Source organism: Nocardiopsis sp. NPDC055879, from assembly GCF_053615935.1.
Map to the genome: position 1 here is coordinate 78,461 of NZ_JBSHCT010000009.1, position 25,713 is coordinate 104,173.

General features: G+C 69.4%; 23 protein-coding genes. 14 read left to right on the forward strand and 9 right to left on the reverse strand.

Features of this window, described 5'->3' with window-relative positions; genetic code table 11:
• The first annotated feature begins 11 nt into the window (after nt 1–11).
• A complete protein-coding gene (locus ACWGKS_RS12485; RefSeq protein WP_358514553.1) occupies nt 12–683 on the forward strand; it encodes a DUF3043 domain-containing protein in 672 nt (223 codons plus the stop codon).
• Between the two features lie 161 nt (nt 684–844).
• Nucleotides 845–1,849, forward strand: a complete 1,005-nt coding sequence (locus ACWGKS_RS12490) for an aldo/keto reductase family protein (protein ID WP_358514555.1) — start codon at nt 845–847, stop codon at nt 1,847–1,849.
• 72 nt (nt 1,850–1,921) lie between these two features.
• Here the strand turns inward: ACWGKS_RS12490 and ACWGKS_RS12495 are convergent, their stop codons facing one another.
• A complete protein-coding gene (locus ACWGKS_RS12495) occupies nt 1,922–2,131 on the reverse strand; it encodes a hypothetical protein (RefSeq protein ID WP_358514557.1) in 210 nt (69 codons plus the stop codon).
• 207 nt (nt 2,132–2,338) lie between these two features.
• Between ACWGKS_RS12495 and ACWGKS_RS12500 the strand changes: the two genes are divergently transcribed.
• The 10 genes from ACWGKS_RS12500 (at nt 2,339) to ACWGKS_RS12545 (ending at nt 13,618) form a co-directional block, all read left to right on the forward strand.
• Nucleotides 2,339–3,331, forward strand: a complete 993-nt coding sequence (locus ACWGKS_RS12500; protein WP_358514559.1) for a bifunctional adenosylcobinamide kinase/adenosylcobinamide-phosphate guanylyltransferase — start codon at nt 2,339–2,341, stop codon at nt 3,329–3,331.
• A gap of 44 nt (nt 3,332–3,375) precedes the next feature.
• Nucleotides 3,376–4,125: an adenosylcobinamide-GDP ribazoletransferase gene (locus ACWGKS_RS12505; RefSeq protein WP_358514584.1), complete on the forward strand. Its 750-nt coding sequence runs from the start codon at nt 3,376–3,378 to the stop codon at nt 4,123–4,125.
• A gap of 272 nt (nt 4,126–4,397) precedes the next feature.
• Complete coding sequence (locus ACWGKS_RS12510; protein ID WP_358514561.1) at nt 4,398–5,918, forward strand: leucyl aminopeptidase; 1,521 nt, start codon at nt 4,398–4,400, stop codon at nt 5,916–5,918.
• Between the two features lie 143 nt (nt 5,919–6,061).
• A complete protein-coding gene (gene lpdA / locus ACWGKS_RS12515; protein ID WP_358514563.1) occupies nt 6,062–7,438 on the forward strand; it encodes a dihydrolipoyl dehydrogenase in 1,377 nt (458 codons plus the stop codon).
• 105 nt (nt 7,439–7,543) lie between these two features.
• A complete protein-coding gene (sucB, locus tag ACWGKS_RS12520) occupies nt 7,544–8,896 on the forward strand; it encodes a 2-oxoglutarate dehydrogenase, E2 component, dihydrolipoamide succinyltransferase (RefSeq protein ID WP_452522626.1) in 1,353 nt (450 codons plus the stop codon).
• Between the two features lie 186 nt (nt 8,897–9,082).
• Nucleotides 9,083–9,640 (forward strand): NADPH-dependent FMN reductase, encoded by a 558-nt coding sequence (locus ACWGKS_RS12525; RefSeq protein WP_358514567.1) that lies wholly within the window; start codon nt 9,083–9,085, stop codon nt 9,638–9,640.
• 354 nt (nt 9,641–9,994) lie between these two features.
• On the forward strand, nt 9,995–10,927 hold the full coding sequence (locus tag ACWGKS_RS12530) for a TIGR01777 family oxidoreductase (protein WP_358514569.1): 933 nt from the start codon (nt 9,995–9,997) through the stop codon (nt 10,925–10,927).
• Between the two features lie 9 nt (nt 10,928–10,936).
• Entirely contained in the window at nt 10,937–11,641 is a 705-nt protein-coding gene (gene lipB, locus ACWGKS_RS12535; RefSeq protein ID WP_358514572.1) for a lipoyl(octanoyl) transferase LipB, read from the forward strand.
• 97 nt (nt 11,642–11,738) lie between these two features.
• Complete coding sequence (gene lipA / locus ACWGKS_RS12540; protein ID WP_067606887.1) at nt 11,739–12,692, forward strand: lipoyl synthase; 954 nt, start codon at nt 11,739–11,741, stop codon at nt 12,690–12,692.
• A gap of 215 nt (nt 12,693–12,907) precedes the next feature.
• A complete protein-coding gene (locus ACWGKS_RS12545) occupies nt 12,908–13,618 on the forward strand; it encodes a DUF4191 domain-containing protein (protein WP_358514574.1) in 711 nt (236 codons plus the stop codon).
• Between the two features lie 84 nt (nt 13,619–13,702).
• On the opposite strand, the gene ACWGKS_RS12550 is transcribed toward ACWGKS_RS12545, so the two are convergent.
• The 5 genes from ACWGKS_RS12550 to ACWGKS_RS12570 form a co-directional block, all read right to left on the reverse strand.
• On the reverse strand, nt 13,703–13,930 hold the full coding sequence (locus tag ACWGKS_RS12550; protein WP_358514576.1) for a helix-turn-helix domain-containing protein: 228 nt from the start codon (nt 13,928–13,930) through the stop codon (nt 13,703–13,705).
• Nucleotides 13,930–14,619 (reverse strand): DUF2975 domain-containing protein, encoded by a 690-nt coding sequence (locus ACWGKS_RS12555; RefSeq protein WP_358514578.1) that lies wholly within the window; start codon nt 14,617–14,619, stop codon nt 13,930–13,932. The genes ACWGKS_RS12550 and ACWGKS_RS12555 overlap by 1 nt, the downstream gene beginning before the upstream one ends.
• A gap of 99 nt (nt 14,620–14,718) precedes the next feature.
• Nucleotides 14,719–16,089 carry an LCP family protein gene (locus ACWGKS_RS12560; protein WP_358514586.1) on the reverse strand — a complete coding sequence of 457 codons (1,371 nt, stop codon included), beginning with the start codon at nt 16,087–16,089 and terminating at the stop codon, nt 14,719–14,721.
• A gap of 225 nt (nt 16,090–16,314) precedes the next feature.
• Complete coding sequence (locus ACWGKS_RS12565; protein ID WP_452522630.1) at nt 16,315–17,748, reverse strand: LCP family protein; 1,434 nt, start codon at nt 17,746–17,748, stop codon at nt 16,315–16,317.
• A gap of 152 nt (nt 17,749–17,900) precedes the next feature.
• Entirely contained in the window at nt 17,901–18,401 is a 501-nt protein-coding gene (locus tag ACWGKS_RS12570; RefSeq protein WP_358516367.1) for an RDD family protein, read from the reverse strand.
• Nucleotides 18,402–18,731: 330 nt separating this feature from the next.
• On the opposite strand from ACWGKS_RS12570, the gene glnA reads away from it, so the two are divergent.
• A complete protein-coding gene (gene glnA / locus ACWGKS_RS12575; RefSeq protein WP_452522632.1) occupies nt 18,732–20,156 on the forward strand; it encodes a type I glutamate--ammonia ligase in 1,425 nt (474 codons plus the stop codon).
• Nucleotides 20,157–20,249: 93 nt separating this feature from the next.
• Here glnA and ACWGKS_RS12580 read toward each other — a convergent pair whose 3' ends face one another.
• Nucleotides 20,250–20,738 carry a glutathione peroxidase gene (locus ACWGKS_RS12580; protein WP_358511014.1) on the reverse strand — a complete coding sequence of 163 codons (489 nt, stop codon included), beginning with the start codon at nt 20,736–20,738 and terminating at the stop codon, nt 20,250–20,252.
• Between the two features lie 86 nt (nt 20,739–20,824).
• Between ACWGKS_RS12580 and ACWGKS_RS12585 the strand changes: the two genes are divergently transcribed.
• Complete coding sequence (locus ACWGKS_RS12585; RefSeq protein ID WP_358511011.1) at nt 20,825–23,869, forward strand: bifunctional [glutamine synthetase] adenylyltransferase/[glutamine synthetase]-adenylyl-L-tyrosine phosphorylase; 3,045 nt, start codon at nt 20,825–20,827, stop codon at nt 23,867–23,869.
• On the opposite strand, the gene ACWGKS_RS12590 is transcribed toward ACWGKS_RS12585, so the two are convergent.
• The gene (locus tag ACWGKS_RS12590) at nt 23,857–25,041 is read right to left on the reverse strand and encodes a sensor histidine kinase (RefSeq protein WP_358511008.1); all 1,185 of its coding nucleotides are present in this window, start codon (nt 25,039–25,041) and stop codon (nt 23,857–23,859) included. The genes ACWGKS_RS12585 and ACWGKS_RS12590 overlap by 13 nt on opposite strands.
• A complete protein-coding gene (locus ACWGKS_RS12595) occupies nt 25,038–25,712 on the reverse strand; it encodes a response regulator transcription factor (RefSeq protein ID WP_358511006.1) in 675 nt (224 codons plus the stop codon). The genes ACWGKS_RS12590 and ACWGKS_RS12595 overlap by 4 nt, the downstream gene beginning before the upstream one ends.
• Between the last annotated feature and the right edge of the window lies 1 nt (nt 25,713).

Sequence of the window (25,713 nt, forward strand, 5' to 3'; positions counted from 1 at the left end):
GCCATAAAGCTATGACCGGCTACCCTGAGGGTGTGTTCCGACGTCGCTCCGCTTCCGCAGCCACGGATTCGGCCTCAGCCGAATCCGCCAGCCCTGAGGCCTCTGAGGCCACCCAACCTAAGGGATATACCCCCAAGAAGGGTGTGCCCACCCCCAAGCGCAGGGAATCCGAACCGGTCCCGCGCCGGCCGGTGAAGGCCCCCGAGACACGGAAGGAGGCCTACCGCGCCTACCGGGACCGTCTGGATCGCCAACGCTCCAAAGGCGTCACACGTTCCGTTCCCGGCGCACCGAAGGGTGAGGACACCCGGCACTACCGGCCCCAGGACCTGAGCCCGGCCCGTGCCTACGCGCGTGACTTCATCGACGCACGCCGTAGCGCCAGTGAGTTCTTCCTGCCGTTCTCGATCCTGATCATCCTGCTGCTCTTCGTGAACAATCCCGCATTCCAGGTGGGTGTCGCGTACGTGATCTGGCCGCTGATGATGGTCACCATCATCGCCGAGGGCATCTTCGTGGGCCGCACCGTGAAGAAGCGCGCCACTCAGTACTTCCCCGACGACGACCTGCTTCGCGGCATCGGCATGTACGCCGCCATGCGCCAGCTGCAGTTCCGTCGGCTGCGTCTGCCCAAGCCCCGGCTCAAGGTCGGCGAGGACCCCACCCCGAAGAGCGCACGCTGAGCGCCCACCCCATCCCCGTCATCCCGAAGACCCGAGGACCGGTGCGCGCACCGGTCCTCCTTCCTTCGCCCGACCCCTCACCGCGACGGTTCCCGGGAGCGCTCCCCGGAGCCGTGGGGCCGGTTGTGGTCATCCCAGGGCCGCACCACTAGAGTTCTGGCATGGAATTTCGGCATTTGGGCAACAGCGGTCTCATCATCAGCGAGATCGCGTACGGGAACTGGATCACCCACGGTTCCCAGGTCGAGGAGGACACCGCGACCTCCTGTGTCCGGGCCGCGCTCGACGCGGGCATCACCACCTTCGACACCGCCGATGGCTACGCGCAGGGCAAGGCCGAAGAGGTACTCGGACGCGCTCTGAAGGGCGAGCGTCGCGACGGGCTGGAGATCTTCTCCAAGCTCTACTGGCCCATGGGCGAGGGCAAGAACGACAGGGGCCTGTCCCGCAAGCACATCATCCGTGGCTGCGAGGACTCCCTGCGGCGGCTGGGAACCGACTACCTGGACCTGTACCAGGCGCACCGGTTCGACTACACCACCCCGCTCGAAGAGACGATGCGGGCCTTCGAGGACCTGGTCCGTCAGGGCAAGGCCCTCTACATCGGTGTCTCCGAGTGGCGCGCCGAGGAGATCGAGCGGGCGCTGAAGATCGCCGACGAGATGGGCTTCGACCGGATCGTCTCCAACCAGCCGCAGTACAACATGCTCTGGCGGGTCATCGAGTCCGAGATCGTGCCGCTGTCCGAGCGTGAGGGCGTCGGCCAGATCGTGTGGTCTCCGATCGCCGGTGGCATCCTGACCGGCAAGTACAAGCCCGGCCGGGAATTGCCCGCCGGTTCCCGCGCGGCCGACCCCAAGAGCGAGAAGTTCCTCGCGGACAAGGTCGCCGACCAGGAGATGTTGGAACGGGTGCAGGAGCTGGAGCCGTTGGCCGCCGAGGCCGGGCTGTCCCTGTCGCAGCTGGCCGTGGCCTGGGTCCTACAGAACCGGAACGTGTCCGCCGCGATCATCGGCGCCTCCCGCCCCGAGCAGGTGGAGAGCAACGTCAAGGCGGCCGGTGTGAAGCTCGACGCCGCGCTCATGGCCCGCATCGACGAGGTCCTGGGTGACAGCGTCCGGAGCGACCCCGCGCTCACCAAGAGCCCGGAGAACATCCGCGGCTAGCCAAGGGTGCGCGAGCCGAACACGAAGGGGTCCGATCGCCGACGCGATCGGGCCCCTCGCTGTTGCGTCGGGTCAGTCCTCGTCGCCGGTGAGGGGCATCGTGTAGACCTCGCGGTCCTCCTCCAGCAGGGCGACGGTGCCCACACCCTCCTCCGCCAACTCGGACCAGTTCTCGCCCAGCCAACTCTCGGCGTCGCCACGCGAGGTGAACGTCTCCGCGGGTACGTCCGCCGCCTCCACCGGTGCACCGTCAGCCCCGTGGTATCGCCACGTCCACGTCATGTCCGACCGCCCTTCGTCGCCGCTGCCACGGTGGTCGTCACCGCGATCCTGCGCCGAGCTTAACCAAGGCCCGGCCCGAAATGCGGTTTACTTTCCCAGGTGCGTATCCGATTTCTGGGGACAGCGGGCCCCGCGGGCTGGCCCGCACCTCAATGCACCTGTGCATCCTGCAACAAGGCTCGTTCGGACCGTCGACTTCCGCTGAGGGTGACCGTCGACGACCGGTTCCGTATTCGTGAGTCGGGGACCGTCGGCCCGGTGCCGCCCGACTACACGGTCACGCCCACCCCCGAGGGGATCCGGGTGGAGGCGCCCGACGGCGGCCGGCTGCTGTACGCCCGTTCCGGCCCGGGGACACGACCCGGCGGGCCGCCCGCCGAGGAACTTCCGGACGGCGCGTCGGCCTACACCTCGGCCTCCGAGAACCAGGTGGACATGGTCATCGTCGACGCCGCGCAGCGCCCGGAGGTGATCGGTGAGCTGCGCCGCTCGGGTGTGATCGGGGTGACCACCGCGGTGGTGGCGGTCGGCGGCGACCACCGGATCCGTTCGCCCCGCGAGTTCGCCCGTCGAGCCCGGTTGTGGGGTGCGCTGGCGCCCACCGACGGCACGACGATGACGTGCCCGCCCTCGGTGTGGCCCGAGTCCCGACCGCGCGGCCCGCACCGGACCCTGGTCACCGGCGGCGCCCGATCGGGCAAGTCGACCGAGGCCGAACTCCGGCTGCTGGCCGAACCGAAGGTCGTGTACGCCGCCACCGGCCCGGCCCCCGACGCCGCGAGCGACCCCGAATGGGCGGAACGGATCGCCCTGCACATCAGTCGTCGCCCCTGGTGGTGGCGGACCGAGCAGACCATCGAACTGGCCGACCTGCTGCGCGAACGGCGGGGCGCGGTGTTGATCGACTGCCTGGGGACCTGGCTGACGGCGGTGATGGACCGGAGCGGCCTGTGGGAGGAGGAACCTCCCCCGGACGCCGAGGCCCACGTGGACGCGGCCATCGAGGAATTGTTGGCCGCCTGGCGCTCCACCCGGGCGTACGTGGTGGCGGTGACCAACGAGGTCGGTTCGGGGGTGGTTCCGGCGACCCGCGCCGGGCGACTCTTCCGGGACCGGCTGGGACTGCTCAACCAATGGGTCGGCGCCGAGTCCGAGGAGGTCGTCCTGGCCACGGCCGGTCGCGTGGTGGAGCTTCGGTGAGCCGTACGGGCGACGGCGACGGCGACACGGTGGCGGGGCTGCGCATGGCGGTGGGCACCTTCACCGTGTGGCCGGTGCGCGTGGAGCGGGTGGATCGCGCGGTGGCCGGTCGGGCGATGCTGTGGGCCCCCGTCCTGGGCGCCCTGCTGGGCGCGGCGATCGGGGCCGTGGCCGGCTTCGGTACGTGGCTGGGGTGGTCCGCTCCGCTGGCCGCGCTCCTGGCGGTGGGCGCCGGAGCCCTGTTCACCCGTGGGCTGCACTTGGACGGTCTGGCCGACCTGGCCGACGGGCTGGGCAGTGGTCGGCCCGCCGCGGACGCCCTGGAGGTGATGCGACGCTCCGACATCGGACCCTTCGGTGTGCTGACCCTGTTGGTGGCGGTCGGTGCGCAGTCGCTGGCCCTGGCGGAGCTGACGGAGGTCTCCTTCTGGGCGGCGGTGGTGGGCGCGACGACGGCCGGGGCCGCGGGGCGGCTGGCGGCGACGCTCGCGTGCCTGCGCCGGGTACCCTCGGCCCGCCCGGACGGGTTGGGCGCGTTCGTCGCGGGCACGGTCGGTGTTCCGACGGCGATGTCGATCGCCGCGGGTGTGCTCGCGCTGTGCGCCCTCGGACTGGTCCACTCCCCCGGGTTCGCGCTCGCCTGCGCGGCCGGCGTCGTGCTGGGGGTCGTCGTGGCCGGCGGGATGTTGTGGCACGCGGTACGTCGGTTGGGCGGGATCACCGGGGACGTTCTGGGGGCCTTGGTGGAGATCGCCGTGACGACGGCGCTGCTGGTGACGGCCGCCTGCGCCTGATCGAAACCCCCGCGAGGGAACCGGTGTAGCCATGATCACATTTATTCACACGGAGTTTCGGCGAGACTTCGCGGGGGCGACCAACCGCGGCGCCGCCGATCCCGTGCGACACCCCCGGAAAGTGACCAAAGGCGCCCACATCGCGCGGGAGGGATCCGACCCACCGGGGGGACGGCTCGCGACGCGCCAAGCCGCGGAACGCCGTGTCAGGGCCGCGGCGAAGCGGGGCGCCGCGTCGCCGCCGGGGCCACGAGAGGACTAGCATCAGGGACGTGAGCACGACGTTGTCAGTAAACACGGAGTCCCCCAGTTCGCTCGACGCCGACGCGGTTGTCGTCGGTTATCACTCCGGAGGCGACGCTCCGGAGCCCGCGTCGGGCGCTCATTCCGTCGACGCCGCCTTCTCCGGCGGCCTCGGCACGACCCTGTCGCTCCTGGGAGCGAGCGGCGCCCCTGAGGAGGTGCACACTCTTGCCTCCCTCGGAGCCGTCAAGGCCCCGGTCGTCGTCGCGGTCGGTCTCGGCCCGGCGCCCACCGACGGTCCCGTCGACTCCGACGTGCTTTCCCGCGCGGCCGGTGCCGCGCTGCGTACGCTGAGCTCGCGTCCCGAGGGCGCGGGCCGTGTCGTGTTGGCCCTGCCCGCGACCACCACCGATCAGGTCGGTGCCGTGGCCCTGGGTGCCCGACTCGGCGCCTACGCCTTCGACCGTTACCGCACCACCGAGGCCGCGCAGAGGAAGGCGACCAAGAACGCCGAGGCCACGCTGACCCTGGTCAGTGAGGCCTCCGGTGCCGAGGACGCCGTCGAGCGCGCCGCCGTCCTGGCCGAAGCCGTCTCCTACACCCGTGACCTCGTCAACACCGCCCCGGCCGACCTGGTCCCCGAGGACCTGGCCATCGCGGCGCAGGAGATCGCCCAGCAGGCGGACCTGGAGATCGAGGTCCTCGACGAGCAGGCCCTGTCCGAGGGCGGCTACGGCGGCATCACCGGCGTCGGTCAGGGTTCGTCGAACGCGCCCCGCCTGGTGCGTCTGGCCTACAGCCACCCGGAGGCCACCAAGAAGGTCGCCTTCGTCGGCAAGGGCATCACGTTCGACTCCGGCGGTCTGTCCCTCAAGCCCGCGGGCTCGATGGACTGGATGAAGTCGGACATGAGCGGCGCCGCCTCCGTGCTGGCCGCCATGCGGGCCATCTCCACCCTGGGCCTGAAGGTCAACGCCGTCGGCTACCTGGCCGTGGCCGAGAACATGCCCAGTGGCACCGCCCAGCGCCCCTCGGACGTGCTGAGCATCTACGGCGGCAAGACCGTCGAGGTCCTCAACACCGACGCCGAGGGCCGTCTGGTCATGGCCGACGCCCTGGTCCGCGCCCAGGAGGACGGGCCGGACCTGGTCGTGGACATCGCCACCCTCACGGGCGCGCAGCTCGTCGCCCTGGGCACCCGCGTCTTCGCGGTCATGTCCAACGACGACGCCGTCCGTGACGAGGTCGTCGCGGCCGCGACCGCCGAGGGCGAGGCCTCCTGGCCGATGCCGCTCCCGGCCGAGCTGCGCGCCGGTCTCAACTCCGCGGTCGCCGACATCGCCAACGTGGCGGGCGAGCGCTGGGGCGGGATGCTCTCCGCGGGCATCTTCCTCAAGGAGTTCATCGAGGAGGGCAACAAGTGGGCCCACCTCGACGTCGCCGGACCCTCCTTCAACCAGGGCGGTCCGCACGGATACACCCCCAAGGGCGGCACGGGTGCGGGTACCCGCACCCTCGTCCGCATCGCCGAGGACTACGCGAGCAAGTAGTCGGTCGGGGCGGCGCTCGACGACAACGAGCCCGAGCGCCGTCCCGAAACGGCACCCCACGGTCCCTCGACGGCGGACCACTTCGGCCCCGAACGGCCGTGGGGACCCACCACCATCAGCCACTGAACTAGGAGTTCGTTCCCGTGAGTGAGAGCGGCGGTACCTTCGACCTTGTCGTCCTTGGCGGCGGCAGCGGCGGCTACGCGGCGGCGCTTCGCGCCGCCGAGCTGGACATGAACGTCGTCCTGATCGAGAAAGACAAGCTCGGCGGCACCTGCCTGCACCGCGGCTGCATCCCCACCAAGGCCCTGCTGCACTCGGCCGAGGTCGCCGACTCCGCCAAGGAGAGCGAGACCTTCGGTGTCAAGGCGTCCTTCGAGGGCATCGACATCGAGGCCGTGCACCAGTACAAGGACAAGGTGATCAACGGCCTGTACAAGGGCCTGAGCGGCCTGATCAAGGCCCGCAAGATCACCGTCGTCGAGGGTGAGGGCAAGCTCACCGGCAAGGACGAGGTCACCGTCGACGGCAAGGTCTACAAGGGGAAGAACGTCCTCTTGGCGACCGGTTCCAAGCCCAAGACCCTCGGGCTGGAGATCGACGGCGAGAAGGTCATGACCAGTGACCAGGCCATGGAGCTGAACCGCGTCCCCGAGTCCGTCATCGTCCTGGGCGGCGGCGTGATCGGTGTGGAGTTCGCCAGCGTGTGGCGTTCCTACGGCGCCGACGTCACCATCGTCGAGGCCCTCAAGCACCTGGTCCCCGTCGAGGAGGAGTCCAGCTCCAAGCTTTTGGAACGGGCCTTCCGCAAGCGCAAGATCAAGTCCGAGCTCGGCAAGCCGTTCGAGTCGGTCAAGACCACCGACTCCGGCGTGGTCGTCACCCTTGAGGGTGGCAAGACCCTGGAGGCCGAGGTCCTGCTGGTGGCCATCGGTCGCGGCCCGGTCTCCGAGGGTCTGGGCTACGAGGAGCAGGGCGTCACCCTGGACCGCGGCTTCGTCCAGGTCGACGAGAACCTGCACACCGGTGTGGGCGATGTCTACGCGGTCGGCGACCTGATCCCGACCCTGCAGCTCGCGCACGTGGGCTTCGCCGAGGGCATCTTCGTCGCCGAGCACATCGCCGGGCAGAACCCGCCGGCGATCGACTACGACGGTGTTCCCCGTGTCACGTACTGTGAGCCCGAGGTCGCGTCCGTCGGTCTGACCACCGAGGTGGCCAAGGAGCGCGGTCACGACGTCGTCGAGATGAACTACAACCTGGCGGGCAACGGCAAAAGCCAGATCCTGCAGACCCAGGGCGCGGTCAAGGTCATCGCCGAGAAGGACGGGCCCGTGCTGGGAGTCCACATGGTGGGCAGCCGTGTCGGCGAGCTGATCGCCGAGGGGCAGCTGATCTACAACTGGGAGGCCCTGCCCTCCGAGGTGGCCCAGCTGATCCACCCGCACCCGAGCCAGTCCGAGGCACTGGGCGAGGCGCACCTCGCACTGGCCGGCAAGCCGCTGCACGTCCACGACTGATCGTTTCGCCAGGGGGCGGGCCTCCCCGGAGGCCCGCCCCCGACCACATCCGCGCTGCCCATCAAGGCCTGGGCAGGTACCGCGTCCAGATCCAACGAGGAACCCATGCCGACTTCCGTTTCCATGCCCGCCCTGGGTGAGAGCGTCACCGAGGGGACCGTCACCCAGTGGCTCAAGAGCGTGGGCGACACCGTCGAGGTGGACGAGCCGCTCCTTGAGGTCTCCACCGACAAGGTGGACACCGAGATCCCGTCCCCGGTCTCCGGGGTGCTCACCAAGATCCTCGTCGAGGAGGACGACACCGTCGAGATCGGCGCCCAGATCGCCCTCATCGGTGGTTCCGGTGCCGCTGCCACGGAGGAGCCGGCCGCTCCCGCCGCCCCGGCCGAGCCCGAGCCCGAGCCGAAGCCCGCGAGCGCCCCCGCCCCGTCCACGCCCGCTCCCGCCGCACAGGAGCAGGACTCCACGGACGGCCCCTCGGTGGACATCGAGACGCTCAGCGGAACGGGTCGCGCCTCCGGCACCGACGCCGTGACCGAGGCCTACGTGACGCCGCTGGTGCGCAAGCTGGCCTCCGAGCACCGTGTCGACCTGAGCCGTGTCTCCGGTACCGGTGTGGGCGGTCGTGTCCGTAAGCAGGACGTGCTCAAGGCCGCGGAGGAGCAGAAGGCCGCCGCGTCGGCGCCCGCCGCGTCGACCCCGGCCAAGAAGGCCTCCTCGGACACCTCGCTGCGCGGCCGCACTGAGAAGCTGAGCCGTCTGCGCAAGTCGATCGCGGACCGCATGGTCGAGTCGCTGCGCATCTCCGCCACGACGACCCAGGTCATCGAGGTCGACGTCAGCAAGGTGGCGCGTCTGAGCGAGCAGGTCGGCGCGGACTTCGCCAAGCGCGAGGGCGTCGAGCTGAACTTCTTCCCGTTCTTCGCCGCCGCCACGGTGGAGGCCCTCAAGGCCCACCCGAAGGTCAACGCGGTGATCAACGCCGCCGACCAGACGGTGACCTACCACGACGTGGAGAACCTCGCCGTCTCGGTGGACACCGAGCGGGGCCTGCTCGCCCCGGTGGTCAAGAACGCCGGCGAGCTCGGCCTCGGTGACCTGGCCCGTAGCCTGACCGACCTGACCGAGCGCGCCCACACCGGCAAGCTCGGCCCGGACGAGCTGGGCGGCGGCACGTTCTCGATCTCCGAGACCGGCCACACCGGCGCACTGTTCGGCACGCCGATCATCAACCAGCCGCAGGTCGCCATCCTGGAGACCGGCACCGTCGTCAAGCGTCCCGTCGTCGTCGAGGACGAGGCCGTGGGCGGCGAGGTCATCGCGGTCCGTTCGATGGTCTACCTGTCGATGGCCCACGACCACCGTCTGATCGACAGCGCCGACGCCGGCCACTTCCTGCAGACGGTCAAGGAACGCCTGGAGGAGGGCGCCTTCGAGAGCGAGCTGGGTCTGGCCTGACCCTTTCTCGCAGCGCCTGGAACGGCCCGGGGCCGGCACCGCGTACGGTGCCGGCCCCGGGCCGTTCCCGTGCCGGGAGCGCCCTCATGGTGAGCATGGTGTCACCTTCCATGGCCTTGACCTCAAGCTAACTTGAGCTCGTACGCTGGGGGCGTATGTCCCTTCGCGCCCAGGAAAAGGACCCACATGCACCAGGAGAACCTTCGAGTGGCCATCCTCCTCGGAGGCGGTCGCCGGGGACGCACGGGGCCGGTCATCGCGGCCTGGTTCCTCGACCTCGTGGCGGCCCGCCCCGGTGTGGATGTCGACGTCTTGGACGTGGGCGATCACTGGGCCGACGACCAGGGTCCCGAAGCCACCGGGTTCTCCCGCGCGATCGACGCCGCCGACGCCTTCGTGGTGGTGACCCCCGAGTACAACCACGGCTATCCCGGTCCGCTCAAGAGCGCCATCGACTCGGCCCGCAAGGAGTGGTTCGCCAAGCCGGTCGCCTTCGTCTCCTACGGAGGGATGTCGGGCGGCCTGCGCGCCGTGGAGCAGCTGCGCGGGGTCTTCAGTGAACTGCACATGACGTCGGTGCGCACCTCGGTGAGCCTGCACAACGCCCAAGGTCTGTTCGTGGCCGGCACCGGGGGCGAGGAGCTGCGCGGCGCGGAGGCCGCGGTGGACGAGATGCTCGACCAGTTGGCCTGGTGGGGCGAGTCCCTGCGCCACGCCAGACGCGACCGCCCCTACCCCGGCTGACGATCCCCGCCTTCGGCACCGCGGCGTCTCCCGCCGCCCGTTCCCGACTCGGTCGGCACCCGCCCCCAGGGGTCGCCGAGAGAACATGGAAGCGGGGCGGCGCCGTTTCCGGCACCGCCCCGCCTTTCTACCCCACCAATCACCATCCCCTGATGATCCCCATCATCAAAGGTCTGTGCGCGGGCTCTCGCCCGCCTGGACGATCCGAGGATCGCCCAGGGTATCTCCGCGCTGACGCGGAGTTCCCTGTCCCACGACTCAACCTAGAAGACCCGGGGACCCCGCGCAGGGCTTTCGCCGAAAAAGGTCGAGAAAACTTCGAGTGGTCTCCTACCAGCGGGTAAACCCCTGGGCATGAGAGTGGCGATCACGGGTGCGACCGGGATGGTCGGTCGCGCGCTGACCGCCTCCCTGCTGGCGGACGGACACACGGTGGTGGCCCTGGTCCGGCGTCCTCCGCGACGGAGCGAGACGCCCGGTTTGGAGGAGGCCGAGTGGCGCGCCCAACTGGGGCGGGTGGACTCCGTGGCCCTGGCCGGGACCGAGGCCGTCGTCCACTTGGCCGGTGAACCGTTCGGCCCCGGGTTGTGGACCCGACGTCGACGCCGTCTCATCCGTCGTAGCCGGGTGGAGGGCACCCTGGGCCTGTGTCGGGCCGTGGCCGGGATGCGGCACCCGCCCACGCGCCTGCTGAGCGCCTCGGGCGCCCACTTCTATGGTGCGACCGGCGACGCCGTGGCCACCGAGGACGGTCCCGCCGGCGAGGGCTTCCTCGCCGAATTGTGTCGGGGCTGGGAGGAGGCCACGCTTCCCGCGCGGGAGGCCGGAATGTCGGTGGCCCATCTGCGCAGCGGGGTGGTCCTGGCCCGGGAGGGCGGCATACTCCGCTCCCTGTTGCCGCTGTACCGCGTGGGCCTCGGCGGTCGGCTGGGGTCGGGCACCCAGTACCTGACGTGGATCTCGCTGATCGACCAGATCGGCGCCATCCGGTTCCTGTTGGAGCGGCCGGACGTGACCGGCCCGGTGAACCTGTGCGCGCCCGAACCGGTGAGCAACGCCGACTTCACCCGGGCGCTCGCCAGGGCCTTGGGGCGCCCCGCCGTCGTGCCCCTCTCCCCGCCCGCGGTCCGCTTGGCCCTGGGCGGCTTCACCGAGGAGAGCGCGCTCGTCGATCTGAGGGCCCGACCCGAACGCCTGGAGAGGGCCGGCTATTCCTTCCTTCTGCCCGACATCGACAGTGCGCTTTCCGACATCCTGCCCCGACCCTCCCCTTCCGTCGGGGCGTAAGGTGGGGGTGTGAGTGATCTCGTTTACGCATGGCTGGGCGACACTCCCGTCCCGTACCACCAGGGTTGGGATCTGCAGAAGCGACTCCACCAGAGCCGCGTCGCCGACGAGCTGCCCGACACCGTCCTGTTCCTCGAACACGAACCCGTCTACACCGCGGGCAAACGCACCGGGAGGTGGGATCGTCCCATCACCGACCCCGGCGCACCCGTCGTGGACATCGATCGAGGCGGCAAGATCACCTGGCACGGCCCCGGACAGCTCACGGTGTACCCCATCGTCAAGCTGGATCAACCCATCGATGTGATCGCCTACGTCCGCATGCTGGAGGAATCCGTCATCCGCACCATCGCGGAGTACGGCCTCACCGGTAAGCGCGTGAAGGATCGCAGCGGAGTGTGGTTGGACGCCGATCCCGAGCGCGGCCTCATCGAACGCAAGGTCTCCGCGATCGGTTGTCGGATCGCCCGCGGGGTCGGGATGCACGGACTCGCCCTCAACTGCGAGAATGACATGTCGTGGTTCGACCGGATCGTCCCCTGCGGGATCTCCGACGCGGGGGTCACCTCGCTCACCAACGAACTGGGGCGCGCCGTCACCGTCGCCGACGTGCGACCGCGCCTCGAACGGCATCTGGCCGACGTGCTCGGCGCGGCGGGATTCAGCCACACCGACGGCGCCGAACTGCTCACCGACGCCACCGCCCGAGCATGACAGTCCACACCAAGAGCCAGTCCCCACCGGGACGTGCCGCCCCCACAAGGGGCGCGAGGGTCCCCGTCACAGGGGTACAGAAGGGAACGGGTTCGCGTTGACCATCGCTCCTGAGGGCCGCAAGCTGCTGCGCGTGGAGGCGCGCAACAGCGAGACCCCCATCGAGAGAAAGCCGCCGTGGATCAAGATCAAGGCGCACATGGGGCCCGAGTACACCGAGCTCCAGTCCCTGGTCAAGGGCGAGGGCCTGCACACCGTCTGTCAGGAGGCGGGATGCCCCAACATCTACGAGTGCTGGGAGGACCGGGAGGCCACGTTCCTCATCGGTGGTGACCAGTGCACCCGCCGCTGCGACTTCTGCCAGATCGCCACCGGCAAGCCCACCGCCCTGGACAAGATGGAACCGACCAAGGTCGCCACCTCAGTCCAGAAGATGGAGCTGCGCTACGCCACCGTCACCGGTGTGGCCCGTGACGACCTGGAGGACGGCGGCGCCTGGCTGTACGCCGAGACGGTCCGCAAGATCCACGAGCTCAACCCCGACACCGGCGTCGAGCTGCTCATCCCGGACTTCAACGCCGACCCCGACCAGCTGGCCGAGGTGTTCGGTTCGCGTCCGGAGGTGCTGGCCCACAACGTGGAGACGGTGCCGCGGATTTTCAAGCGCATCCGCCCGGGCTTCCGCTACCAGCGCTCTTTGGACGTCATCACCATGGCCCGCGAGGACGGCCTGGTCACCAAGTCGAACCTGATCCTGGGCATGGGCGAGACCCGTGAGGAGATCAGCGAGGCCATGCGCGACCTGCACGAGGCCGGCTGTGACCTGCTCACCATCACCCAGTACCTGCGTCCCTCCAAGCTGCACCACCCGATCGACCGTTGGGTGAAGCCGCAGGAGTTCGTGGAGCTGGGCAAGGAGGCCGAGGAGATCGGTTTCGCCGGTGTCATGTCCGGTCCGCTGGTGCGTTCGTCCTACCGCGCGGGCACCCTGTACAAGCAGGCGCGCGAGAAGCGTGAGGCCCAGGCCGCGGCGGCCACGAACAACGCATAACGAACGTTTCGTCACAGTCGTGACCAACCTGGAACGGTGGCCCGCGGGCCACCGTTCCGCATGTGGGTGCTCGGACGCATATCCTGGTGGTTCCGAGGCGCCCTGTTCGTGGCGCCGACAAGGCGCCGCACCGAAGGTCGACCGCGTAGAGGAGGCAAGGCAGCAGAGGGACCCTTCCCCACCGAGTCACTCGGTGTGCGCTGCCTGAAAGAACCATGGCGAAGAAGTCCGACACCACGTCCGCCGGTAAGGGTGGCGAGAAGCAGCCGGGCCGGTTGAAGCAGATCGGCATGGTCGCCAAGGTCGTCCACCAGCAGAGCCCGCGCACGATCCCGCTCGCGATCACCGTCGCGCTCGTGATCTTCGCCGTCTTCATCGGTATCGGCATCTGGACCGGTTCCTGGATCATCTGGCCGCTGACCGGTCTGCCGATCGCCTTCTTGGTCGGGTTCATCATGTTCACCCGATCCGCCCAGAAGGTGCAGTACAAGATGCTCGACGGCCGGCTGGGCGCCGGTATGGCGATCCTGGAGAACATGCGCGGCAACTGGGTGGTCGAGCCCGGTGTGGCCGCGAACAAGCAGATGGACGTCGTCCATCGCGTGGTGGGCCGCCCCGGCGTGGTCCTGGTCGGCGAGGGCGACCCGGGTCGCCTGCGCGGCCTCATCGCCGGTGAGAAGAAGCGGGTGTCGCGCGTGGCCAACGACACGCCCATCTACGACTTCAAGGTCGGCAACGGCGAGGACCAGGTGCCCGTCTCCAAGCTGCAGCGGGCTTTGGTGAAGCTGCCCCGTAACCTGGACAAGTCCGGCACCGCCGAGCTGAACTACCGCCTCAAGGCGCTTCCGGCCGCGATGCAGATGCCCAAGGGCCCCATGCCCAAGGGCGCCAAGATGCCGAAGGGCATGCGCGGCAAGATGGGCTGATCGGGGCCGCCTCCACCCCGTCGACGGGCCTTCCACGGGGCCGCCGCACCGACCGGTGCGGCGGCCCCGTTCACGTGGGCGGACTCAAGGGTCCGGTTCGTGGCCGATGAGATCCCCGGGCTGACAGTCCAGTTCCCGGCACAGGGCGGCCAGGGTGGAGAAGCGGATCGCCTTGGCCCGCCCGTTCTTGAGCACGGACAGGTTGACCACGGTGACGCCGACCCGCTCGGAGAGTTCGGTGAGGGTCATTCCGCGCCGGGCGAGGAGCTTGTCCAGGTGGATCCGGATGCCGGTGGCCTCTTCCGGTGGCATCAGACGAGACCGTCGACGTCGTCGCGCATACGCGCGCCCCGACGGAACACCTCGGCGAGCGCGGCCAGCGTCAGACCTGTCAGTAGTCCGACCAGCGGGGCCGACCCCAGGGTGATCTCGAAGGCCACGAGCACCATCCCCTCGGTAGGCACCACCCCGTCCTGGAGGAAGAGCCCGGCCAGGCCCCGCACGACGGGGACCAGGATCGACGCGACGATGACGGTGAACGCGATGGTGTGGACGCGTCGCACGTTGGCCGGGACGAAGGGATCGCCCTTCTCCTGGCTGCGGACCACCCGCAGCACCAGGTAGAGCACCACCAGGGCCGCGGCTTGGACGAGCAGGGTGGGCAGCACCAGCATGAGGCGCTCCGTGACACTCGGGTCCTCGAAGACGAGCGTCATCGTGGACTCGGCGGCGATAGTGACGTCGTCTACCGACAGTTCGACGTCGGGAACCGTGCCCGGGGCGTCGATCGGCTGGTGCACGGTGACCCGGTCGGTCTGTCCGAAACCGCCCACGGAGAGGCCGGTGGTGATCCACAGCAGTGAGAGCGCCATGGTCGCGCACACCAGGATCATGCCGAGGACCAGGACGAACCGCATGGCCACGGAGTCGGTACGACTCCACCGCAGACGGGATCGACGGGTCGATGCTTCGAGGGACACGATCGCCTCCTTATCGTTCATCGATATTAACGATAAACGATAAACCGTGGAAACGAAAGCGGGCCCGCACCCGGCGAAGACGGATACGGGCCCTTCGTGCGAAGAGAAGCAGGTGCCGGATCAGTCGCAGCTGACCTTGTCCTCCGCGGCGCTGGTACCCCCCAGGTCCTCGACGCTGGAACCGCCGCCGGAACCACCGCCCGCACCGGCGATGCCCTCCCAGCCGCCGCTCATGACCAACTCCAGGTCCTCCCCCAGGGAAGGCTCCTCCACGATCTCCGCGCCGCCTTGGACGGCCTCGGCCAGGACCTCGGCGTGTTCGGCCCTGTCGGGCCCGTGGTAGACGGTGGTGGCCTCCGGGACCCGCAGTTCGGGGTTGGTCGTGTCGGTGACCGTGAACCCCTCCTCGACCAACAGGGGTTCGACCTGACTTCCCAGACCGTCGACCCCGGTGTTGTTGAGCAACAGCAGGGACACGTCGGAGGGTTCCACGGCGACCGAGTCGTCCCCGGATTCCTCGGAGCCCTCCTCCTCGACGAGCTCGCCTGCGGCCACGGAGGTGAACAGGTCCTGCGCGGCGGTCTCCTGGAACTGCACCTTGTTGGGGTCGACCGGGTAGTCCTCGACGGGCGCGGTGACCATGTTCATCCGGCCCAGGTCGACCTCGCGCATGGCGATGGCCAGCTCGGTCATCTTGTCGACGGTGAACTCACTGTCGGTGGTGAGACTGTCGGTGACCGAGTCCAGGAAGGAGATCAGGTTGTTGGGTTTGGCCAGGATGTCCCCGGAGGTGACCTCGCGCAGGATGGCACCCATCATGCGCTGCTGGTTCTCGATGCGCCCCAGGTCGCTGCCGTTGGCCGCGCTGTCCCGGGAGCGGGCCAGGCCGAGTGCCTGTTCCCCGTTGAGCCTCTGCTCCCCCGCGTCCAGCTCGATGTGCGCCTTGGGGTCGTCCACGGGCTCGGGAACGCACATCTTGATGCCACCGATGGAGTCGACGATGTGCTCGAACCCGGCGAAGTCCACCAGGACCATGTGGTCGAGGTGGATCCCGGTGATGGTCTCCACCGTGTTGCCCTGGCAGTCCATCCCGCCGTAGGTCATGGCGTGGTTGAGCTGGTCGACGCCGCCCGACCAGCCCGCACCCTCCCCCTCCGTCGCCTCGCACGGGGGGATCTCGACCATCGTGTCACGCGGGAGGTTGACCATCGTCACCCCGCCCTTGTCCACGTCGATGCTGACGACGACCAGGACGTCGGGGCGGATGCCGTTGAGCTCGTTGTACTCGGCGTTGTCCCCCGCGCGCTCGTCGGTGCCCAGCAGCAGGATGTTGTGCAGTCCCTCGACCTGGGCGGGACGGTCACCCCAGCCGTCGGGGTCCACGTCCGCGGTGTCGATACCGAAGATTCCCTGGTAACCGGTGTAGACGACCAGACTCGCGGCGATGAGCACACCGGTCGCGACGCACGCCGCCCATTTCCCAAGGGTCATCTTGCCTGCGACGGCGGCCTTGGACACGTTTCTTGGGGCCAAGAGGGCACCTGCGATCCGATCTGGGGCACGAGAGAGGTGGGAGTGTCCGGGAGGGGATCCGCCACGGGAGGGACCGCGGTGGTGTACTCGGACGTAACCCCCCGGATGCTACCGGAACGGTATCCCTGTGTCAGACCCCGGCCGTCGGTCCGGCCACCGGGCGCGGTGGCCGGACCGCTCACCTCAGCAAGCGCTCTCCTCGGCCTCTTCGGCGGTGACTCCGCCGAGATCGTCGGTAATGGACAGGTCGGTCTCGGCGGAGGAGCTCCCGGAGAAACCGTTCCAGTCGGACCCGGCCACCACTTCGAGGGTCTGCTCCAGCCCCTCGGCCTCCTCGGTCACGGCGTTCTCCAGGGAACCGGCGAGCAACTCGGCCGCCGCCTCCTCGCCCGGACCGTGGTAGACCGTGGTGGCCTCGGGGGCGCGCAGTTCGGGGTTACCGGTACCGGTGACCACGTAACCCTCCTGGACCAGGACGGCCTGGATCTCCAGGGCGAGCCCGTCGATGCCGGTGTTGTTGACCACCTGGACCGTGACGTCGGCGGGATCGACCGACTCCGTCCCCTCCTCGTCGTCCTTGTTGTCGGAGGTGTCGTCGTCCTCGCCCGCCAGGTCCACACCCGCGTTGATCGCCTCGAACAGCTCCGAGGCCTGGGGCTGGCTCATCATGATGCGGTTCTCGTCGTCGGGATGCGCCCCGTTGGGGACGGTGACGAACTGGACCCGGTCCAGGTCGACCTCGCGCATGGAGATGGCCAGGTCGGTCATGATGTCGACCGTGAGGTCGTCGTCGGTACTGATGGAGTCGGTGACGGCGCCGAGGAAGTTGGTGATGGTGACCGGGTTGGTCATGACATCGCTGCTGAGGACCTCGCGGAGCATGGCGCCCATGAACTCCTGTTGCCGGTCGATCCGCGACAGGTCGCTGCCGTCCCCTTGGGCGTAGCGGGAACGCACGAAGCCCAGGGAGTCTTCGCCATCGAGTGTCTGGAGTCCGGCGTCCAGTTGTAGGTGGGCCTTGGGGTCGTCGACGGCCTCGGGGATGCACATCTGTACCCCGCCCAGGGCGTCCACCATGTCCTTGAACCCGGTGAAGTCCATCATGACGAAGTGGTCCAGGTGCACACCGGTCACCTGTTCCACGGCCTTCCACTGGCAGCCCACCCCGCCGAAGGTCATCGCGGAGTTGACCATGCCCTGGTGGGCGCCCATGCCCTCGTAGCCCTCCACGGCCTCACAGCCGGGCAGGTCCACCATGAGGTCGCGGGGCAGGTTGACCAGGGTGGCGGCGCCGTTGTCCACGTTGACGCTGGCGATGAGCATGGTGTCGGGGCGCTCGCCCTCGGCCTCGCCGTAGTCGGCGTTCTCACCCGAGCGCACGTCGGACCCGATGATGAGGAGGTTCATGACCCCCTCGACGCTGGTGGGCCGGTCCCATTCGTCGGTGTCCACCTGCGTGGTGGTGATGTTGCCGATCAACCCCTGGTACCAGCCGTAGCCGCCCAGACTTGCGACGATGGTCAACGCCGTGACGGCACAGGCGATCCACTGTCCCCCGGACATTCTTGTGGCGCCCAGGGCACCTGACGAGTGAGGGGCGGAACGTTTTCCAGCCATGCGAACCTTCGGATACGAAGAAGACCTTGGAGGGGGCGGGGTCAGGGCGGCCAGAAGGCTCGCGGCCCCGGGAAAAGCTGTTCAGGATGCTAACAGCAGCCCGAAGGGCGCCCCGACGCACCCGACGCCGGTCCGACGCGTCCTGTGAGGGGTCAGTAACGGGTCGCGATGGTGCCCGCGGCCCGGTCGTGTAGACCACGTGTGTCACGGTCGTAGACCACGGCCGGAATCACCAGGCACAACAGCAGGGTCCGCACCGTCATGGACACGAACCAGGGCCAGGAACGCTCTCCCGTGGCCGTGATCCCGACGCCGACGATCCGCCGCCCGATCGTTGTACCGAACAGGGTCAGCAGCACGATGCTCATCGCCGCGAACACCACCAGGGTGGACAGGGTGGTGAAGTTGGTCAGGGCCAGGGCCTCCTGCTCCCCACCGCTCGCGGCGGCCGCCGCGAGTTCCCGGCCGATCAGACCCGCGTTGATGGCCCCCCAGACGAGGAGGCTCGCCACGGCCCAGTCCAGGGCCAGGCCGACGAGTCGACGGACCACGCCCGGCACCGATCGAGGACCTTCCTCGGGCAGCCCGAGCCGGTTCCCCCGGTAGCGGAAGTCGTCGTCGGGGTCGGCGGTGGACCGGCTCTCGTCACTCATGGTTTTCACGGTATAGGCACGTCACGGACACCCGCACCCGGGTGGGCACGGATGGTGTGACGCCGGCCGCGAACCCGGGTGGGACCGATCACCCCCGAACCACGCCGACGGGCCGATTCGCCCTTGAAACAGGCGGAATCACCGCCCCATGGGGGTCGTCCACGTGATCACCTCGCTCCGTAACATGCAAGAAACAATCGAGACATGGCGTGGAAATCACGCGCTCCTAGCTTCGAGAGCGAAGCCGGGAGACGGCGTGTGGTCGACGGGCCCCGCGATGGAGCGGACCCACCGACCCGCCGTCTCAGCCACCTGCACGGAGGTTCCGTTTTGTTCAGCAGCGTCGATGAGGTCCTCGCCTACATCCGAGACGAGGACGTCGCATTCCTCGATGTCCGTTTCACGGACCTGTTCGGGGGCGTGAACCACGTGACCCTCCCGACCGAGAACGTGGACGAGTCCACCTTCACCGACGGCCAGATGTTCGACGGTTCCTCGATCCGCGGCTTCCAGGCCATCCACGAGTCCGACATGCTGTTGCTGCCGGACCTGAGCACCGGCGTGCTGGACCCGTTCCGCAAGCACAAGACGCTGAACATGACGTTCTTCGTCCACGACCCGCTCACGCTGGAGTCCTACAGCCGCGACCCGCGCAACGTCGCCCGCAAGGCCGAGGCCTACCTGCGCGGCAGCGGCGTCGCCGACACCGCCTTCTTCGGTGCCGAGGCCGAGTTCTACATCTTCGACGACGTCAAGTTCAAGACGAGCGCGAACACCGGCTACTACGAGATCGACTCCATCGAGGGCGCCTGGAACACCGGCTCGGCGATCGAGGGCGGCAACCGCGGGTATCGTCCGCGCTTCAAGGGCGGCTACTTCCCGGTCGAGCCGGTCGACCACTACAGCGACCTGCGCTCGGACATGGTGAAGACGCTCATCGAGTCCGGCATCGAGGTCGAGCTCCAGCACCACGAGGTCGGCACCGCCGGTCAGGCCGAGATCGGCATCCGGTTCGGCACCCTGCTCAAGCACGCCGACAACGTGCAGCTGTACAAGTACATCGTGAAGAACGTCGCCAACGCCGCGGGCAAGACGGCGACCTTCATGCCCAAGCCGCTCTTCGGTGACAACGGCTCCGGCATGCACTGCCACCAGAGTCTGTGGAAGGAAGGCGAGCCGCTGTTCTTCGACGAGTCCGGCTACGGCCAGCTCTCCGACACGGCGCGTCACTACATCGGTGGTCTGCTCAAGCACGCCTCGGCGCTGCTGGCCTTCACCAACCCGACGGTGAACTCCTTCCACCGCCTGGTCCCGGGTTACGAGGCCCCGATCAACCTGGTCTACAGCCAGCGCAACCGTTCGGCCTGCATCCGTCTGCCGCTCACCGGCTCCAACCCCAAGGCCAAGCGCATCGAGTTCCGGGTGCCGGACCCGTCGGCCAACCCCTACCTGGCCTTCTCCGCCATGCTCATGGCGGGTCTGGACGGCGTCAAGAACAAGATCGAGCCGCCGGAGCCGCTCGACAAGGACCTGTACGAGCTGCCCCCGGCCGAGGCCGAGAACATCGAGACGGTCCCGGCGTCCCTGGACGCGGCGCTGGAGGCCCTGGAGGCCGACCACGAGTTCCTGCTGGAGGGCGGCGTCTTCACCAAGGACCTGATCGAGACCTACATCGACTTCAAGCGCACCGAGGAGATCGACTCCCTGCGTCTGCGCCCGCACCCGCGCGAGTTCGAGCTGTACTACGACATCTAGTGCGTGGGCCTGGAGAGAGGCTCCGGGCATGAGGGAGGCCACCGATGACGTTCTCCACGTCGCCGGTGGCCTCCCTCGTCCCTGGTCTCCGGGTCAGTTCGGCAGAACCGCCTCGATGGCCTTGGTGACCTCGCCGGAGTCCGGCTCGACCTGGGGACCGAAGCGCGCCGCGACGGTGCCGTCGGGGGCGACGAGGAACTTCTCGAAGTTCCACCGCACGTCGCCGGTGTGGCCCTCTGCGTCCGCCGTCTCCACCAGGGCCGCGTACAGCGGGTGACGGTCCTCGCCGTTGACGTCGACCTTCTCCGTCATGGGGAAGGTCGTCCCATAGGTGGTGGAGCAGAAGGTGGCGATCTCCTCGTGGGTGCCGGGTTCCTGGCCCATGAACTGGTTGCACGGCACGCCCAGGACGGTGAAGCCCCGATCGGCGTAACTCCGCTGGAGCTTCTCCAGGGTCGCGTACTGCGGGGTCAGTCCGCACCGGGAGGCGACGTTGACGACCAGCACCGCCTGGCCCGCGTACCGGTCCAGGCCTGCCGGGCCCCCGGTGAGGTCGGCGATCTCGACGTCCAGAACGGACATGTGCGCTCCTTGGGAGTAGAGGTGACCGGGGCATGCTATCCATCGACGGCTACCGTTGACGCGTGGCAAGGGAGGGAAGCACCGACATGACAGTAGGAGCGCTGGCCCGGCGTGGTTTCAGCGACAGCCCCAAGGCCCTGAGGTTGGTGGAACAGGCCGGGCTGGACGCCAGGGCCGACACCGAGGTCCTCACCTCCCTCGCGGCGGCGGCCGACCCGGACCAGGCCCTGTTGGGTCTGCTCCGAGTGCTGGAGGTCTCCCCCGATCCCGACGACGTGCTGCTCGCCCTGCGGGAGGAGCCGGACCTGCGGGCGCGGCTGTGCCGGATCCTGGGCGCCAGCACCGCGCTGACCGACCACCTCGTGCGCTACCCCGAGGACTGGCGGGAGTTGCGGGGCGCCGACGCCGCGCGCACCCCGCAACCGGAGGAGCTGCGCCGGGGGTTGTTGCACACCGTGGGCGCCCGGCCCGACGACGCGGTACCCGTCGCCGACCCGGTGGTGGTCGAGGGCGTGGACGAGGATCCGTGGACGGCGCTGCGGCACACCGTTCGGGTGGCGTACCGTCGTCGGCTGCTGCGTCTGGCCGGGCGTGACCTGACCGAGACGAACTCGGTGGAGGAGGTCGCCGCGGAGCTCTCCGACCTGGCCGCGTCCCTACTGGACGCGGCGCTGGCGGTGGCGCGGGCGGAGTCGCCCGAGGACGCCGAGCTGTGCCGGTTGGCCGTGATCGGCATGGGCAAGTGCGGTGGTCGCGAACTCAACTACGTCAGTGACGTGGACGTGGTGTTCGTGGCCGAGCCCGTCGGGGACGCCGACGAGCAGGACGCGTTGCGCGCGGCCACCCGTCTGGCGACGGCGATGATGCGGATCCCATCGGCGACCGACACCGAGGGCACCCTGTGGGAGGTCGACCCCGCGCTCCGGCCCGAGGGTCGGAGCGGTCCCCTGGTGCGCTCGTTGGCCGGCCACGTGGCCTACTACGACCGGTGGGCCAAGACCTGGGAGTTCCAGGCACTGCTCAAGGCCCGTCCCATCGCCGGTGACGTGGCGCTGGGCCGCGCCTACACCGAGGCGATCGCGCCGATGGTCTGGGAGGCCGCCGGCCGCAAGGACTTCGTCGAGGACGTACAGGCGATGCGCCGCCGGGTGGTGGCGCACATCCCCACCGGTGAGGCCGACCGCGAGCTGAAGTTGGGCCCGGGCGGCCTGCGCGACATCGAGTTCTCCGTGCAGTTGTTGCAGCTGGTGCACGGCCGTACCGACGACCGGCTGCGTTCGGGCAACACCCTCCAGGCGCTCACCGCGCTGTCGGAGTTCGGGTACGTGGGACGCAAGGACGCGGCGGGACTCACCGACGCCTACCGGTTCCTACGCCGGATGGAGCACCTGCTGCAGTTGGAGCGGTTGCGGCGCACCCACCTGATACCCGATCCCAAGACCCAGGACGGTCCCGCGCAGTTGCGCCGGTTGGGTCGGGCGCTGGGGTTCGGCGCGGACCCGGTGCGGGAGCTGACCGGTGCGCGCAAGCGGGTGTCGGCGGAGGTGCGGCGCCTGCACGAGAAGTTGTTCTACCGACCGTTGTTGAACGCGGTCGCCAAACTGCCCGACGAGGAGGCGCGCCTGTCCCCCGAGCAGGCCGTCGACCGGTTGGGCGCCCTGGGCTTCGCCGATCCGCGCGGGTCGCTACGGCACCTGGAGTCGTTGACCTCGGGTCTGTCCCGACGGGCGTCCATCCAGCGCACGTTGCTGCCGGTGATGTTGGGCTGGTTCGCCGACTCCCCCGACCCGGACGCGGGCCTGCTGGGGTTCCGGCAGGTCAGCGAGGCGCTCGGCACCACCCCGTGGTACCTGCGGCTGCTGCGTGACGACGTGCGGGTGGCCGAGCGGATGGCGTGGTTGCTGGGCACCAGTCGTTACGTGACCGAGCTGCTGCTGCGCGCCCCCGAGTCGGTGGCGACCCTGGCCGACGACGCCCACCTTCGACGTCGACGGATCGAGACGCTCATGGCGGAGGCGGACGCGGCACTGCGCCGGTACGAAACCCCGGAGAAGGCGGTCTCGGCGGTGCGCGCGCTGCGCCGCCGGGAGCTGTTGCGCACGGCCTCGGCGGATCTGTTGGAGGTGTCGTCGGTGGAGGAGGTCGGCGGCGCGCTGACCGACATCGCCGCGGTCACCATCGACGCCGCGCTGCGCGCCGCCTACACCAAGGTGGTGGCCGACTCGGGCGGTGAGGAGCTCACCCGGGTGTGCGTGATCGCGATGGGCCGGTTCGGCGGCGGTGAGTTGACCTACACCAGCGACGCCGACGTGATGTACGTGCACGACCCGATGCCGGGGGTGGAGACCGGGGCGGCCACCAGGCAGGCGTTGGCGATCGTTCGGGAACTGGCCCGGTTGTTGGAGATGCCGCAGGCGGAACCACCGTTGAAGGTGGACACCGATCTGCGTCCGGAGGGTAGGAGCGGACCGGTGGTGCGCACCCTGGCCTCCTACGCGGCCTACTACGGGCGCTGGTCACAGGTGTGGGAGAGCCAGGCGCTGCTGCGGGCCCGGCCGATCGCCGGGGACCACGGGCTGCGCTCGGCCTTCATCGCCCTGATCGACCCGCTGCGCTACCCGCGAGGTGGGATCGACTCGGCCTCGGTGTTGGAGATCCGCAAGCTCAAGGCACGGATGGAGGCCGAGCGGTTGCCGCGCGGGGCCGACCCGACCCTGCACACGAAGCTGGGGCGGGGCGGCCTGTCGGACGTGGAGTGGGTGGCCCAACTGATCCAGTTGCGGCACGCCCACCAACAACCGGACCTGCGCGTGAACGGGACCTTGGCGGCGCTGCGCGTGGCCGTGGCGCACGGGTTGTTGGCCGCCGAGGACGGCGTGGTGCTGGAGGAGGCCTGGCGGCTGGCGTCCCGGGTGCGCGGCATGGTGATGCTGGAGCGCGGCCGGGGCGGCGACTCGCTCCCCTCCGACCTGCGGGTGCGTGCGGCCCTGGCCGAGGCCATGGGCTACCGGGACGACTCCGAGGACGAGGACTCCGAGACGGTGGGACCCGCGGAGCAGCTGACCGAGGAGTACCTGCGGGCGACCCGCCGTGCCCGCGCGGTCATGGAGCGGGCCTTCTACGACGACTGAGGCACCGGCCTCGTGACGGGGGCCCGATCCGAGGGCGGCGGCAGCACGACCGTGACGGTCAGGCCTCCCCCCGCGCGCGGACGCAGGTCCAGGGTGCCACCGTGGACGTCGACGACCCGCGCCACCAGGGCCAGGCCCAGGCCATGGCCCTGACCGGAGCCGATCCTCCCCTGGCCACGGAGGAAGGGTTCGTGGAAACGGGCGACCGTCCGCGCCGTGTACACGGGTCCGGTGTTCTCGACTCGTAGGACGGCCTCGCCCGTGCGGGGATCGCGACCGGTGGTCACGGACGCGGTGCCCGCCTCGGTGTCGTCACCCGTCCCGGCGCCGCCCACGCCGATGTTGTGGCGCAGGGAGTTGCGCACCAGGTTCTCGGTGAGCTGGGTGAGTAGGACGGTGTCGCCGATGGCGGGCGCCGGGGTGAGTGCCGGGCACAGTCGTACCCCGAACCGTCGCGCCTCGTCCTCGCTCTCCGTGACCACACCGCGGGCGATCTCGGCGAGGTCGGTCGGCGCGGAGGCCGCGGTGACGGAGTTGGCGTCGGCCAGCCGCAAAAGCGCCTCGGTGAGGTCGATCGCGCGGGCGTTGGTGATGTCGAGCCGCTCCAGGAGACGGGGGTGGTCCTGCCCCTCGGGGTCGCGGCGGGCCACGTCCAGAAGCGTCGCGTTGACCGCCAGCGGGGTCCGGAGTTCGTGTGAGGCGTTGGCGGCGAAGCGCTCCTGTGCCTCGAACGCGTCCTGGACGCGGTCGAGCATGTGGTCGAAGGCGTCGGCGAGCCGGCGGAACTCGTCGTTGGGCCCCGAGAGCGCGACCCTGTGCCCCAGGCGCCCCGTGGCGGCGACCAGCACGGCCTCGTTGATCCGCCGCAGGGGGCGAAGCACCCAACCCGCCAGGAACCAGCCGCCGACCAGCCCGATCACCGCCAACATGAGCAGGACCACCCCCGAGACGTTGACGACGGCGCGCAGGATCTCCGGGCGGGCGGGGATCACGTTGTCGGCGTCGCGGGGGTTGGCGGCGGTGAGCGGATAGTCGGGGACGTATCGCAGGACCACGTAGACGCCGACCAGCACGGCCAGACCGGCGAAGACCAGGAACCCGGCGTAGCCGAGGGTCAGTCGCAGGCGTGCGCTCCCCCGAACCGATCCATGATCCCCTTCGAGGCGGTTCACCGACCCTCCTCGGGAACGACGAGGCGGTAGCCGACGCCGGACACGGTGACGATGGGGTCCGGCTCGCCGAGTGCCTTGCGCAGCTGGGACACCGTGACACGGGGCGCGCTGGTGAAGGGGTCGGCGTGTTCGTCCCAGGCCTTCTCCAAAAGTGTCTCCGCGCTGATCACTCCCCCGTCGGCGCGCATCAACAGTTCGAGGACGGCGAACTGCTTACGGGGCAGCTTCAAGTAGCGGCCGCTCCGGTAGGCCTCGCGACGGTAGGGGTCCAGGCGCAGGTCGGCCCACTCCAGCACCGGTTGGACGGTGGCGGCGGGCCGCCGCGCGAGCGCGCGCAAGCGCATGACCAGCTCCCGCACCGCGAACGGTTTGGTGAGGTAGTCGTCGGCTCCCAGGGAGAATCCGTCCACCTTGTCCCTGAGCCGGGTGGCGGCGGTGAGCATCAGCACCCGGGTGTGGGGGCGGTCGCGGGCGATGAGCGCGCACACCTGGTCGCCATGGGTGCCGGGGATGTCCCGGTCGAGGACGACCACGTCGTAGTCGTTGAGCCCGAGCCGTTCCAGAGCGGCGTCGCCGTCCAGCGCGACGTCGGCGGCGATGGCCTCGTGGCGCAGCCCCGCTTGGAGGGCCTCGGCCATGAACACCTCGTCCTCGACGACCAGTACACGCATG